Raw genomic sequence first — 13,127 nt, 5'->3', positions numbered from 1 at the left:
GTTTAGGGAAGCTCGCCGCGCTCAAATTTAGCGCGGCGTTCTTGCTGTTCTTGGCGCTTGCGCATCAGGCGATCGCGTTCGATGCGCTCGCGCATGCGCTGGGGGTAGCCGGTCTCTTCGACGTCGTAGATGGGGATATCTAATGCGCGGGCAATGACGTCCACCCCTTTGGGGCCTCCGATTCGGCGACGGGTGAAGTCACCGGTGGCGTCGACAAGCACCACGCTCATCTCGTTGACCAGAGTTTCCGGCTCGACAAACCCCTCCACCAGCGCGCGCCCAACTACCCATTCCTTGAGGTAGTTCAGGTCTTCAGCGCGGATCGTGTCGCCAGGCGCGCGGGGCGGTTTGATGCCTGGCTTCGATTTTCTAGAGCCGAATAGGTTGAACACAAAACATCATTGTAGGTGGTCTTTTTCTGAAAGGACACAACCTATGCACCACACGCCTAAGCTGGAAACGGTACGCTACATAAGTATCAATATCGTTTTTAGAATCAAACGTTGAGGAGTCCTGCACAATGGCGTTTTCTGTCAAGATGCCCGAGCTCGGTGAGTCGGTAACCGAAGGCACCATCACCCGCTGGCTGAAGCAGGTTGGTGACACCGTTACTGCTGACGAACCATTGCTGGAAGTATCTACCGACAAGGTTGACACCGAGATTCCAGCCCCAGCTTCCGGCGTGCTAACCAAGGTCATGTTCGAGGAAGACGACACCGTTGACGTCGGCGAGATCATCGCTGAGATCGGCGAAGAAGGCGAAGCTGCAGCTCCTGAGGCTGAGGCTCCTAAGGAGGAAGCTCCACAGGAAGCTGCCCCTAAGGAAGATGCTGCTCCTGCTGCTTCCGGTTCCGGCGACACCACCGACGTGAAGATGCCAGAACTCGGCGAGTCCGTCACCGAAGGCACCATCACCCGCTGGCTCAAGTCCGTCGGCGACAAGGTCGAAGCCGACGAGCCACTGCTCGAGGTCTCCACCGACAAGGTCGACACCGAAGTACCTTCCCCAGTAGCAGGCACCATCGTCGAAATCCTCTTCCAGGAAGACGACACCGTTGACGTCGGCGAAGTCATCGTCCGCATCGGCGACGCTGCAGCTGCCGCTGCAGGTCAGCAGACGGAAGCCAAGGAAGAAGTTCCTTCCGAGGCCGCCATCAAGGAAGCTGAGACCAAGGAAGACAACGCCACCGTCGAAGAGGCTGCTCCTGCTGCCGGTTCCGGTTCCGGCGACACCACCGACGTGAAGATGCCAGAACTCGGCGAATCCGTCACCGAAGGCACCATCACCCGCTGGCTCAAGTCCGTCGGCGACAAGGTCGAAGCCGACGAACCACTGCTCGAGGTCTCCACCGACAAGGTCGACACCGAAGTACCTTCCCCAGTAGCAGGCACCATCGTCGAAATCCTCTTCCAGGAAGACGACACCGTTGACGTCGGCGAAGTCATCGTCCGCATCGGCGACGGCTCCGCACCAGCAGCTCCAGCCGAGAAGACGGAAGCCAAGGAAGAAGCACCTAAGGCTGAGCCAAAGAAGGAAGAGCCAAAGCAGGAAGTTGCTGCCAAGGTCGAGGCCCCTAAGGAAGAGGTCGCTGCCAAGGTTGAGGCTCCTAAGGTCGACAACTCCGACGCTCCTTACGTGACCCCACTGGTCCGCAAGCTGGCTGACAAGCACGGCGTTGACCTGTCCAAGGTTGAGGGCACCGGTGTTGGTGGCCGCATCCGCAAGCAGGACGTTCTCGCTGCCGCTGGCCAGGGCGAAGCCCCAGCCGCCGCTGCCGAGGCTCCTAAGGCCAACGTATCCACCAAGTCCGTGGATCCAGAGAAGGCCAAGCTGCGTGGCACCACCGTGCGCGTCAACCGCATCCGCGAAATCACCGCTGTGAAGACCCTCGAGTCTCTGCACGGTGCTGCTCAGCTCACCCAGCTGCACGAGGTCGACATGACCCGCGTCGCCGAGCTGCGCAAGGCCAACAAGCCAGCCTTCATGGAAAAGCACGGCCTGAACCTGACCTACCTGCCATTCTTTGCTAAGGCAGTCGTCGAGGCTCTGGTGTCCCACCCGAACGTCAACGCGTCTTACAACGCCAAGACCAAGGAAATCACCTACCACCCAACTGTGAACTTGGGTATCGCCGTCGACACTCCAGCTGGTCTGCTCTCCCCTGTCATCCACAACGCACAGGACATGAGCCTGCCAGAGTTGGCTAAGGCCATCGTGGATATCGCTGACCGCGCCCGCAATAGCAAGCTCAAGCCAAATGATCTGATGGGTGGCACCTTCACCATCACCAACATTGGCTCTGAGGGCGCACTGTCTGACACCCCAATCCTGGTTCCACCACAGGCCGCAATGATCGGCACCGGCGCCATCGTTAAGCGCCCGGTTGTCACCACCGAGGATGGCAGCGACGCTATCGCGATCCGCCAGATGGTCTTCCTGCCGCTGACGTACGATCACCAGCTGATCGACGGCGCAGACGCAGGTCGCTTCATGACCACCGTCCGTGACCGCCTGGAGAACATCGACTTCACCGCCGACCTCGGCTTGTAAGTCACTCCGAACCGAACCCCGCTTCCCGATTTCTTGGGAGGCGGGGTTTCGTGCTGCCTGTGGCTTTTCGACGACCATCGCCACACCAACAAATCGAAGAAAACTGTGCCAGAAATCCCTCACCGGGTGTCCTCAAACGCATATACAGTGGGACTTATAAGCAATTTCAGATCCGTTTGAACCCCCGTTAGGAGTTGGAATGTCAACAACATCCGACTGGACCGCGCCCGCTTTCGTGGACCGTCACCTCGGGCCCAACAGTGTGGAGCAGAAAACCATGCTGAATGCGCTGGGCTACTCCACCATCGGCGAACTCGCTGCCGCAGCTCTCCCCCATGGGCTTGCTTTCGAACATGCCCCGCAGCTCCCGGAACCACTTTCCGAATTTGAGGTCCAAACGCGCCTCCAGGAGTTGGCAGCGAAGAACGTACAAAAGCGCGTGTTCTACGGGCAGGGCTACAACGACACCATCACTCCGCCTGTGATCCGTCGCGGTGTGCTCGAAGATGCTGGTTGGTATACCGCTTACACGCCCTACCAACCGGAAATTTCGCAGGGCCGACTTGAAGCGTTGCTCAACTTCCAGACGATGGTTTCTGACCTCACTGGCTTGCCAGTTGCCAACGCGTCTCTCCTCGACGAGGCAACAGCCACGGCCGAAGCCGTCGGTTTGATGAGTCGCGTGGTGAAGAAGGGGCGTCGAGTGGTGCTGGATTCTCGGCTCCACCCACAGGTTCTCGCGGTGGCCGCAGAGCGTGCCCGCGCCATTGATCTGGAAGTGGAAATCGCGGACCTATCAGAAGGCCTAGTTGGCGAGGATCTCGTCGGTATCGTCCTGGCCTACCCAGGCACCGAGGGCGACGTGTGTGACCCGACGGACGTCATCGAAGGTATTCACTCCCGCGGTGGACTAGCCACCGTTGTCGCCGACATCCTCGGGCTGGTTGTCCTCAAGTCTCCTGGCGAGCTCGGTGCCGATATCGCGGTCGGCTCCACCCAGCGCTTCGGTGTCCCCTTGTTCTTCGGCGGACCGCACGCCGCCTACATGTCTGTCACTGACAAGATCAAGCGCCAAATGCCGGGCCGATTGGTGGGTGTGTCGATTGATGAGGATGGTCATCCGGCATACCGCCTCGCGCTCCAAACTCGCGAACAACACATTCGCCGAGAAAAGGCGACCTCCAACATCTGTACCGCGCAGGCCCTCCTCGCGGTCACAGCCTCGATGTATGCGGTCTACCACGGCCCAGCCGGGCTGTGTAGCATCGCTACCCGCGTGCACAACCTGGCTAATCAGTTTGCCGGCCTGCTGCGCACGAGTGGGGTTAACATCCTTCACGAGCATTTCTTTGACACCGTTACCGCCACTGTCGCAGATGCCGAAGCAGTAGTGCGCAAGGCCGCAGCGGCGGGCTATCTGATCCGCGCGATTGGCGAGGACAAAGTCTCCGTCTCCTTCGGTGAATCCGCCACTATCGCTGACGTACCCGTACTGGCCAGCTTCTTCGATGCCTCCGGCGAGCTCCCCGAGCCGGATGACGCGGTATTGCGAGGTTTCACCCGCTCCGGAGATCTGCTCAGCCACCCGACGTTCAATTTCGCGCACTCCGAAACCCAGATGATGCGCTACATCCGCATGCTCGGTGACCGCGACTTGGCCCTGGATCGAACGATGATTCCGTTGGGTTCTTGCACGATGAAGCTCAACCCAACGGCTGGCATGGAAGCTATTTCCTACCCCGGTTTCGCCAACATCCACCCTTACGCTCCTGAGTCGGACACGAAGGGTTGGCAAGAGCTCATTGCAGAGCTCGAGCAGTGGCTGGCGCACCTCACCGGCTACGCCAAGGTGTCCGTACAGCCACCGAGTGGCGCGATGGGCGAGCTGGCCGGCTTGCTGGCTATCCGTCGCTACCACGTGGCTCATGGCGATGAGGGGCGCGATATCGTACTCATCCCGCAGTCGGCGCATGGCACGAATGCTGCGTCTGCCACCTTGGCCAACTTGCGGGTCGTGGTAGTGGCTACCGCGCCGGATGGCTCCATCGACATCGCTGATTTAGATGCCAAGATTTCGCAGCATGGCGAACACATTGCTGGCATCATGATCACCTACCCATCCACCCACGGCGTGTTCGAAGACACTGTGCGCAAGGTGTGCAAGAAGGTACACGATGCCGGTGGCCAGGTGTACATCGACGGTGCCAACATGAACGCACTCACTGGAATCGCCGGTCCTGGCGATTTCGGCGGCGATGTCTCCCACCTGAACCTGCACAAAACATTCACTATTCCGCACGGCGGCGGTGGCCCGGGCGTCGGCCCGGTTTGCGTGGCCGAGCACCTCGTCCCGTTCCTGCCAGGCGATGCTCGCGAGGTAGACCCAACCCAACCGGTTGCCACTGGTACCGGTATTCCGGTAGCTGGCACCGTTCACGGTTCTGCGGGCGTGCTGCCCATCCCATGGGCCTACATCGCAATGATGGGCTCGGAAGGACTACGCGCAGCCACGGAAATGGCGATCGTCAATGCCAACTACATCTCTCATGAGCTTAAAGATCACTTCCCGACCCTCTACACCGGTGAGAATGGCCTGGTAGCGCATGAATGCATTCTTGATCTGCGGGAGCTGACCAAGAAATCCGGCGTGACGGCGACGGACGTCGCAAAGCGCCTGGTTGATTACGGTTTTCACGCGCCGACCTTGTCCTTCCCGGTGGCCGGTACGCTCATGGTGGAGCCCACCGAGTCCGAGGACCTGGGTGAGCTTGACCGCTTCATCGAGGCGATGAAGTCCATCCATGCGGAGATCCAGGAAATCATCGACGGGAGCATCGCGTACGAGGATTCCGTCCTGGCCCATGCACCGTTTACCGCAGCCACCGTCGGCGCAGATGAGTGGCCGTTCGCATTCACCCGCCAGCAGGCCGCATTCCCGGTCGCTGGTTTGCAGCGCACGAAGTACTACCCTGCCGTGCGTCGCATCAACGAGGCTTACGGCGACCGCAATCTTATGTGTTCTTGCCCTCCGATCGAAGGAGATATTTAATGCACAGTCCACTACACGCTGAGCACGAGAAGTTAGGCGCCATGTTCACCGATTTCGGTGGCTGGCAGATGCCCCTGCGCTACGGCAACGAGCTGGAGGAGCACCGCGCTGTCCGCACCTGCGCCGGCTTGTTTGACCTGTCCCATATGGGTGAGGTTCGGGTCATGGGCCCGGAGTCCGGTCGATTCCTGGACTATGCCCTCATTTCGCAGCTGTCCGCTGTTGAGGTGGGCCGGGCGAAGTACACCATGATCGTGAACGAACGGGGTGGCATCATCGACGACCTCATTGTCTACCGCCTCGGCGAGGAAGAATTCCTTGTTGTCCCGAACGCGGGCAACGCGGCAACCGTCGCGCAGCTCCTCGCCGAGCGCTCCGAGGGCTTCGATGTGACGGTCACCGATGAGTCCGCCGACACCGCCCTCATTGCCGTCCAGGGCCCTCGCGCCGCGGAACTGCTCGGCGATATCCCGCAGCTGAAGTACTATTCCGCCGCTCCCGCCACGATCCTCGGCCACGACGTGCTGCTCGCCCGCACCGGCTACACCGGCGAAGATGGCTTCGAGCTCTTCATCCCCGCAGCTGGGGCCACGTCCCTGTGGCAGGCGCTTATCGACGCCGGTTCCGCCGTCGACCTGCTGCCTTGCGGCCTCGCCTCCCGCGACTCCCTGCGCTTAGAGGCTGGCATGCCTCTCTACGGCCACGAGCTCACTGTCGATCTGCGCCCTGTCGACGCCGGTCTCGGAGTGTTGGTGTCGAAGAAGAAAACCGAGCCGTTCGTCGGCTCGGAGGCATTGCTGGCGGACTACACCCCGCCACGCGCACTTGTGGGGCTCAAGGGCGAGGGTCGTCGCGCGGCCCGCGCCGGCTCCCAGATCCTCACTCCGATCGGGGACACCGTCGGCGAGGTGACCTCAGGTCAGCTTTCCCCGACGCTGGGTTACCCCATCGCCTTGGCCTACGTAGACGCGGAATTTGCCATTGAGGGCAACATTCTCGATGCCGATATCCGCGGCAAGCGCCACACGTACACTGTTGTCAAACTCCCGTTTTACCAGCGACCAAAGGACTAGGACCATGTCTTTGCCAGAATCGTATCTTTACTCCGCTGACCACGAGTGGCTCGCCGCAGTTGAAGTTGGTGCCACCACAAAAGTCGGCATCACCGACTTCGCAGCCAATGCGCTGGGCGAAATCGTCTACGTCGACTTGCCAGCTGTCGGCGACACCGTCGAAATCGGCGAGTCGTGTGGCGAGGTCGAATCCACCAAATCCGTATCCGACATCTTCTCGCCAGTCAACGGCACCGTCACTGCCGTGAACGAGGAGCTCGTCGGTTCTCCTGAGATCATCAACTCCGACCCATTCGAGGCTGGCTGGCTCTTCGAGGTTCAGATCACCGAGGTCGGCCCAATGATGACGGCAGCCGAGTACGCCGAGAAGAACGGCGTCTAACAAAAGCCAAAGCTCCCTACCTGCAACAGCTGCGGGTGGGGAGCTTCGCCATTCTTAGTCGAAAAGATTCCCCAACACGCCACCGCCGCCTGAGCCACCATCGCTGCCGATATTGCCCCAGATGGTGCCCTCGGAAGGCTGGATGATGACGACGCCCTGCCCGCCGAAAGCCAGCTGAATGGACTCGCCCGTGCCGCCGTGCAGCATGGAGCCGAGGCCGCCGGAGAAGTCGGTCTTGGTGGACATTTGCACGCCGCTGGTCCACAGGACTGCTGCCTGCGGGTCAGCGAATGTGGGTGCTTCTGCCACGTTGAGAGCCATCGGATCACCGTCGGTGGTGATGGCCACAAAGCCGGTGCCACGGAGGGAAACGTTAAACAAGCCACCGGCCATCATGCCGGCGCCCTTGATGCGGTGTACGTCCCACTGGATAGAAGAAGAAAAGGCCAGAACATTGCGGCCGTTGACGGAGACCATGTCATTTTCGATGTAGAAGATCTGCACTTCCTGCGCGGAATCGGCGAGGAATACCTGTCCCATGCCGGAGACTTCCATCATCTCCACGCCCTCGCCAGTGACATGCTTCTTCAGCATCTTGCCCAAGCCGCCGGAGCCCTTGTTCTGGAACCGAACATCGCCTTGGTAAGCCACCATGGAACCGACCTTGGCCTGAATCGGGCCCATAGCAAGGTTCAGTTTGAGCATCTTCTTGTTCTGCTGCACAAACTGGTCATTGGACTGGACTTCGTTGAATGACTGAAAGAGATCTCCGTAAATGGTCATGGTTCCGATTTTAGCTATTTGGCCTTATCGACGCTCGGGGTATCCTAGGAGGCTATGACCGCCCCTCGCCCGCCATTTACGGCACCCGATATTCCTATTCGATCTGGTAGCGGACCTTTGGACGTCGTCAAGCTTGGCCTGCAAGACTACGAGCTCATGTGGCACCAGCAGGCTGACATCGCAGCGGCGCGCGCCAAAGACGAGGTAACCGACCAGCTCCTCATGCTGGAACACCCGTCGGTCTACACCGCAGGCAAGCGCACGCAGCCGGAGGATCGCCCGACCAATGGGCTGCCGGTGATCGACGTTGATCGTGGCGGCCGCATTACCTGGCACGGCGAGGGACAGCTCGTGTGCTACCCCATCATCAAACTGCGCGAACCGGTGGATGTGGTCGATTACGTGCGCCGGATTGAGGAGGCGCTGATCCAGGTGGTGCGTCAGTTGGGCGTCACCAGCGCGGGCCGTATCGACGGCCGCAGCGGTGTCTGGGTGCCGGCCTCCGATGGCCGCCCGGACCGAAAAATCGCTGCGCTCGGCATCCGCCTGACCCGGGGCGTATCCATGCACGGCCTGGCCTTGAACTGCAACAACACGCTCGAATACTACGAGCACATCATCCCCTGTGGCATCGATGACGCCGGTGTCACCACGCTGTCCCTCGAACTGGGGCGTGAGGTAACCGTGGATGAATGCATCGAGCCGCTTGCTGCCGCGTTGACTGATGCCTTGGAAGGCCGACTTATCGTCGCTGACCATACGTTTGGCAGCGCCCCCGATCCGTGTAAGGGACTAGGTAAACGAAAGGTGTAGGGTGGCCTACGTGACTGTTGCACCTGATGGAAAAAAGATGTTGCGCGTCGAAGCTCGAAACGCGCAGACTCCAATTGAAAACAAGCCGCGTTGGATCCGCACCTCGGTGAAAACCGGTCCTGAGTATCAGGACATGAAACAGCGCGTATCCGGCGCTTCCCTCCACACCGTGTGCCAGGAAGCCGGCTGCCCAAACGTCCACGAATGCTGGGAATCCCGCGAAGCCACCTTCCTCATCGGTGGTGACCAGTGCACCCGACGTTGCGACTTCTGCCAGATTCACACCGGCAAGCCAGAACCACTCGATCGCGATGAACCACGCCGTGTCGCGGAATCCGTGCGCGAAATGGGACTGAACTACGCCACCATCACTGGCGTCACCCGTGACGATTTGGAAGATGAAGGCGCTTGGCTCTACGCCGAGGTCGTGCGCCAGGTTCACGCCCTCAACCCGAACACCGGCGTTGAGAACCTGGTTCCAGACTTCTCCGGCAAGTCTGACCTGCTCCAGGAAGTGTTCGAGGCCCGCCCTGAGGTGTTCGCGCACAACGTGGAAACCGTGCCGCGGATCTTCAAGCGCATCCGCCCGGCCTTCCGCTACGACCGCTCCCTCGATGTCATTCGACAGGCCCGCGACTTCGGCCTCGTGACCAAGTCCAACCTCATCCTCGGCATGGGCGAGACCGTCGAAGAGGTGCAGGAAGCCCTGCGCGAGCTTCACGACGCCGGTTGTGACATCATCACCATCACCCAGTACCTACGTCCAGGTATCAAGTTCCACCCGATCGATCGCTGGGTGCGCCCAGAAGAGTTCGTGGAACATGCAGACTATGCCCGTGAGCTCGGCTTCACTGGTGTCATGTCTGGCCCACTGGTGCGTTCCTCCTACCGCGCTGGCCGCCTTTACGCGCAGACCATCAAGGCTCGTGGTGAGGAGCTCCCCGCTCATCTGGCGCATCTCGCAGAAACCTCTGAAGGCTCCACGGCGCAGGAAGCTTCTTCCCTGATTGCCAAGTACGGGCCTTCCGAAGAGACTCCGGTAGTAACTACTCGCTAAGTGTTCTTAATCCCGCGTTTCCTTGTCACTGCGACGTCATTGTGACGGGAACGCGGGATTGCTGTTTTCGCCGACATTGACCTCGCAAAGCACGCTCCCCCAAACTCCGGGAATTTGACGACCGACACGTACCTGCCCCTCAATATAGAAAATGCGCACACGTGGCCTAAAGTAGAGGTCATGGCAGACGCGAAGAAGGTCCAACAAAAGGCGGCCGAGAAGGAAGCAAAGGCGGCGAAGCGCGCCCAGCGCAAGCAGAACTACTCCCAAATGTGGCAAGCATTCAACATGCAGCGCAAGAACGACAAAGCTCTTGTGCCGTTGATGCTGTTGTCCATTCTGGGCCTTGGCCTGGTGTTCTTTGGTATCGGTTACTTCTTCGGTGCCCAGTGGTGGATGCTGCCGATCGGCCTTGCCCTCGGTTTCATGCTCGCGATGTACGTCTTTACCAAGCGCGTGGAGAATTCGGTCTACGACCAGGCGGAGAACCAGCCTGGCGCTGCCGGCTGGGCATTGGAGAACCTGAAGTCGGGCGTCGGCATGGCGTGGCGCACCAAGACTGCTATTGCTGCGAACACGCACATGGATGCTGTCCACCGCGTGATCGGTAACCCGGGCATCGTGCTGGTCGGCGAAGGCGAAATGCACCGACTCAAGCCAATGATAGCGCAGGCTAAGCGTCGTCTGAACCGCGTGTCCGGTGGCGTGCCGATCTACGAGGTATACGCCGGTGAAGGTGAAGGTCAGGTTCGTCTTCGCGACCTCCAGAAGGAGCTCATGAAGATGCCTCGCAACTACAAGAAGGACGAAGTCTACGCTTTGGCCCAGAAGATCGAGGCCATGGATGCCGTTTCCAGCCCTGGTCAGACCGGCCTGCCTAAGGGGCCACTGCCGAAGGGCGCCAAGATCTCCGGCATGAACCGTCGCGCGCGTCGCCAGGCGGAGCGCGGAAAGTAAAGCTCCTCCCTAAAACCCGCAACCTGTTGGTTGCGGGTTCTTTCGTTCGCGGTGCCCTTTGGCTGATTCCCGATGTGTAAATCCCCATAGTGTGAGTAGGCAGTGTGCTATGTGACAAAATTCGCCCTTGTATCGTCTTCCCTACTCGTACTATGGGGTTTTATGTATCCAGTTTTCGCGCGAAATCAAACCCAGCCTGCACCTAGTTGAGGATATGACCCACTTGGGGCACACTTTGAAGAGTGAACCTCCTTGTAGAAAATCAGCTTCTCGCCCTAGTTGTCATCATGGCGCTAGGGCTTTTGCTTGGCCGGGTTCGGATCGGATCGTTCAAGCTGGGCGTCGCCGCTGTACTGTTTGTTGGGCTCGGACTTTCCACCCTCAACCCAGCAATCACTCTCCCACCGATCGTGTACATCATCGGCCTCTCGATGTTCGTCTACACCATCGGTCTCGAAGCCGGCCCCGACTTCTTCCATTCCCTCAAAACCACTGGCCTGAAGCACAATCTCTTCGCCGTGGGTGTCATCGCGGCCACGACTGCGGTTGCCTATGGCGTCGTTAAGGCAAGCGAGCTACACCCCGCGACCGCGGTGGGCATGTTTACCGGCGCGCTCACCAACACGCCCGCGATGGCTGCCGCCAAGGAATCCTTGCCCGCGCTTTTCGACGCCTCCGAGCTGGCCGGCGTCTCCGAGTTGCCGGTGGTCGCATATTCCCTCACCTACCCGCTGGGTGTGCTGGTGGTGATTGTGAGCATCGGCTTGTGCTCCAAGCTGTTCCGGATCGACCACGAGGCGGAGGCTACCGCTGCTGGAGTGGCGGTGCAGGAACTGCTGACGCAGCGCGTTCGGGTCGAGCGCGACGATCTTCCGGCGATCACGAATATTCCCTACATTTTGCAGCTAGAGGTCATTGTTTCGCGCCGCGAATGCGGCGATGAACTGCACGTTCCGGATCTCGGCGACCGCGCCCAGCCAGGCGATATTCTTAGCATCGTCGGTACAGCGGAGGAGATCGCGAAGGCGGTGGCCGAGATCGGCACTGCCATGCCTGGCGAGCCTACCCACGATGAGGGCCTCGATTACCGCCGCATATTTGTTTCCAACCCGGATGTGGTGGGCATTCCGCTGGAAAAGCTCCGCCCCAAGATGTCTGACCTGTTGGTCACCCGCATTCGTCGCGGCGACGATGACATGGTGGCAACCCCCGATATGACGCTGCACCTGGGCGACCGCGTCCGCGTGGTCACTACCGCCACCAAGCTGGATCGAGCGACCAAGTTCTTCGGAGATTCCTACCGCGTGGTGTCCGACGTCAACCTAGTTCCCCTGCTCATCGGTCTCACGTTGGGAGTACTGCTCGGCATGGTAACGATCCCACTTCCCGGGGGAATGACGCTCAAGCTAGGAAACGCCGGTGGCCCACTCATCGTGGCGCTCCTGCTGGGAGCTCTCGGTAGGACGGGCAGCTTCGTCTGGCAGACCCCCTACTCTGCTCTGAGGATCATGCAAAACCTCGGCATCACGCTGTTCCTCGCTGGAATTGGTACTACCGCTGGCGCAGGTTTTTCCAAGGCGCTGGCCGACCCGACGTCGCTTCAGGTCATCGGCCTCGGCGCTTTCATCACCTTTGTGATCAGCATGCTCGCCCTCATTATCGGCCACCTCGTCCTTAGGCTCCCCTTCGGCACTGCGGCAGGAATCATCTCTGGTATTCAAACGCACCCAGCAGTGCTCAGCTATGCGTCTGACCACACCCGCAATGAACTTCCTGCCATGGGCTATACCTCGGTCTACCCCGTGTCCATGGTGGCCAAGATCATCGCTGCGCAGGTGCTGCTTTTCGCGTTAGTGTAACGCGGGATAAACAAAGCCCTCCACCCGGATATTCTGGAAAAGATCCGGGTGGAGGGCTATTTTTTGGTGCTAACCCCTGATGACTGCGGTACCGGTGGCTCGGTCATGCAGGCCACGACCATCGGAATCAACGAGGATCGGTGGCAGCAGGAATACCGTCAATGCCATGCGCACAATGGATCGCCACAGGCCGACTCGCTCTTCCGCATCGACGCGCGCGACGCCCATCCCCATCATTGCCTGGCCGGGGGTGCGGGCAAAGAGGGTGACACCGACAACGGAGATGATGCAGAACAGGATCATCGTGACAGTAGGCACGCCGCCGAGGGCCGCAGTGAAGTTTCGGATGATGATGGCGATGAACATGGCGAAGAACCAGTCGATGGTTATTCCACCACAGCGCCGAAGGACAGAAGCCAAAGCTCCGGGGCCTTTTTCAGGGAGTCCGAGTTTTTCGCCGGGCCACTTGCCGGGGCCGAGGTCGTCAAAGTCTCCGGGGATCGCGGGCCCCTCGATCCAACTGCGCTTCGCTTCTGACATACCTAGCAATGTATCCGTGAACGAAATACAAGCGCAATTTGGCTTTATTTCGGCCGAACTTTG

The 13,127-nt window shown here is 60.0% G+C and carries 11 protein-coding genes; 8 read left to right on the top strand and 3 right to left on the bottom strand.

Translation table 11 applies throughout. From position 1 onward, the window contains the following. Positions 1–2 precede the first annotated feature (2 nt). The gene (locus tag CKALI_RS03930) at positions 3–392 is read right to left on the bottom strand and encodes an oxidoreductase (protein WP_156192058.1); all 390 of its coding nucleotides are present in this window, start codon (positions 390–392) and stop codon (positions 3–5) included. Positions 393–520: 128 nt separating this feature from the next. Here CKALI_RS03930 and sucB point away from each other — a divergent pair, with 128 nt between their 5' ends. The 4 genes from sucB to gcvH all read left to right on the top strand — a co-directional run bounded on the left by sucB (position 521) and on the right by gcvH (position 7,055). Then, positions 521–2,551, top strand: a complete 2,031-nt coding sequence (sucB, locus tag CKALI_RS03925) for a 2-oxoglutarate dehydrogenase, E2 component, dihydrolipoamide succinyltransferase (RefSeq protein ID WP_156192057.1) — start codon at positions 521–523, stop codon at positions 2,549–2,551. A 199-nt stretch (positions 2,552–2,750) separates the two neighbouring features. Beyond that, complete coding sequence (gene gcvP, locus CKALI_RS03920) at positions 2,751–5,600, top strand: aminomethyl-transferring glycine dehydrogenase (protein WP_156192056.1); 2,850 nt, start codon at positions 2,751–2,753, stop codon at positions 5,598–5,600. Continuing rightward, on the top strand, positions 5,600–6,673 hold the full coding sequence (gcvT, locus tag CKALI_RS03915; RefSeq protein ID WP_156192055.1) for a glycine cleavage system aminomethyltransferase GcvT: 1,074 nt from the start codon (positions 5,600–5,602) through the stop codon (positions 6,671–6,673). Before gcvP ends, gcvT begins: the two co-directional genes overlap by 1 nt. Positions 6,674–6,677: 4 nt before the next feature. Next, the gene (gene gcvH / locus CKALI_RS03910) at positions 6,678–7,055 is read left to right on the top strand and encodes a glycine cleavage system protein GcvH (RefSeq protein WP_156192054.1); all 378 of its coding nucleotides are present in this window, start codon (positions 6,678–6,680) and stop codon (positions 7,053–7,055) included. A gap of 54 nt (positions 7,056–7,109) precedes the next feature. Here gcvH and CKALI_RS03905 read toward each other — a convergent pair whose 3' ends face one another. Next, positions 7,110–7,838 carry an AIM24 family protein gene (locus CKALI_RS03905; RefSeq protein WP_156192053.1) on the bottom strand — a complete coding sequence of 243 codons (729 nt, stop codon included), beginning with the start codon at positions 7,836–7,838 and terminating at the stop codon, positions 7,110–7,112. Between the two features lie 54 nt (positions 7,839–7,892). Here CKALI_RS03905 and lipB point away from each other — a divergent pair, with 54 nt between their 5' ends. From lipB to CKALI_RS03885, 4 genes are all read left to right on the top strand, one after another. Beyond that, complete coding sequence (gene lipB, locus CKALI_RS03900) at positions 7,893–8,651, top strand: lipoyl(octanoyl) transferase LipB (protein ID WP_156192052.1); 759 nt, start codon at positions 7,893–7,895, stop codon at positions 8,649–8,651. Positions 8,652–8,661: 10 nt separating this feature from the next. Further along, the gene (gene lipA / locus CKALI_RS03895) at positions 8,662–9,708 is read left to right on the top strand and encodes a lipoyl synthase (RefSeq protein WP_156192051.1); all 1,047 of its coding nucleotides are present in this window, start codon (positions 8,662–8,664) and stop codon (positions 9,706–9,708) included. Positions 9,709–9,888: 180 nt separating this feature from the next. Then, positions 9,889–10,665 (top strand): DUF4191 domain-containing protein, encoded by a 777-nt coding sequence (locus CKALI_RS03890; RefSeq protein WP_156192050.1) that lies wholly within the window; start codon positions 9,889–9,891, stop codon positions 10,663–10,665. A 242-nt stretch (positions 10,666–10,907) separates the two neighbouring features. Further along, the gene (locus CKALI_RS03885; RefSeq protein WP_156192049.1) at positions 10,908–12,524 is read left to right on the top strand and encodes an aspartate:alanine exchanger family transporter; all 1,617 of its coding nucleotides are present in this window, start codon (positions 10,908–10,910) and stop codon (positions 12,522–12,524) included. A 69-nt stretch (positions 12,525–12,593) separates the two neighbouring features. Here the strand turns inward: CKALI_RS03885 and CKALI_RS03880 are convergent, their stop codons facing one another. Next, positions 12,594–13,064 carry an RDD family protein gene (locus CKALI_RS03880; protein ID WP_156192048.1) on the bottom strand — a complete coding sequence of 157 codons (471 nt, stop codon included), beginning with the start codon at positions 13,062–13,064 and terminating at the stop codon, positions 12,594–12,596. Between the last annotated feature and the right edge of the window lie 63 nt (positions 13,065–13,127).

The organism is Corynebacterium kalinowskii (assembly GCF_009734385.1).
Lineage (GTDB): Bacteria > Actinomycetota > Actinomycetes > Mycobacteriales > Mycobacteriaceae > Corynebacterium > Corynebacterium kalinowskii.
This window is presented reverse-complemented; position numbering and strand designations above follow the sequence as displayed.

What these genes read in the sequence shown, in the direction of transcription:
- CKALI_RS03880 (WP_156192048.1), bottom strand. Translation starts at nt 13,064, where the DNA reads ATGTCAGAAGCGAAGCGCAGTTGGATCGAGGGGCCCGCGATCCCCGGA.
- sucB (WP_156192057.1), top strand. Translation starts at nt 521, where the DNA reads ATGGCGTTTTCTGTCAAGATGCCCGAGCTCGGTGAGTCGGTAACCGAA.
- gcvP (WP_156192056.1), top strand. Translation starts at nt 2,751, where the DNA reads ATGTCAACAACATCCGACTGGACCGCGCCCGCTTTCGTGGACCGTCAC.
- lipB (WP_156192052.1), top strand. Translation starts at nt 7,893, where the DNA reads ATGACCGCCCCTCGCCCGCCATTTACGGCACCCGATATTCCTATTCGA.
- gcvT (WP_156192055.1), top strand. Translation starts at nt 5,600, where the DNA reads ATGCACAGTCCACTACACGCTGAGCACGAGAAGTTAGGCGCCATGTTC.
- CKALI_RS03905 (WP_156192053.1), bottom strand. Translation starts at nt 7,838, where the DNA reads ATGACCATTTACGGAGATCTCTTTCAGTCATTCAACGAAGTCCAGTCC.
- CKALI_RS03890 (WP_156192050.1), top strand. Translation starts at nt 9,889, where the DNA reads ATGGCAGACGCGAAGAAGGTCCAACAAAAGGCGGCCGAGAAGGAAGCA.
- gcvH (WP_156192054.1), top strand. Translation starts at nt 6,678, where the DNA reads ATGTCTTTGCCAGAATCGTATCTTTACTCCGCTGACCACGAGTGGCTC.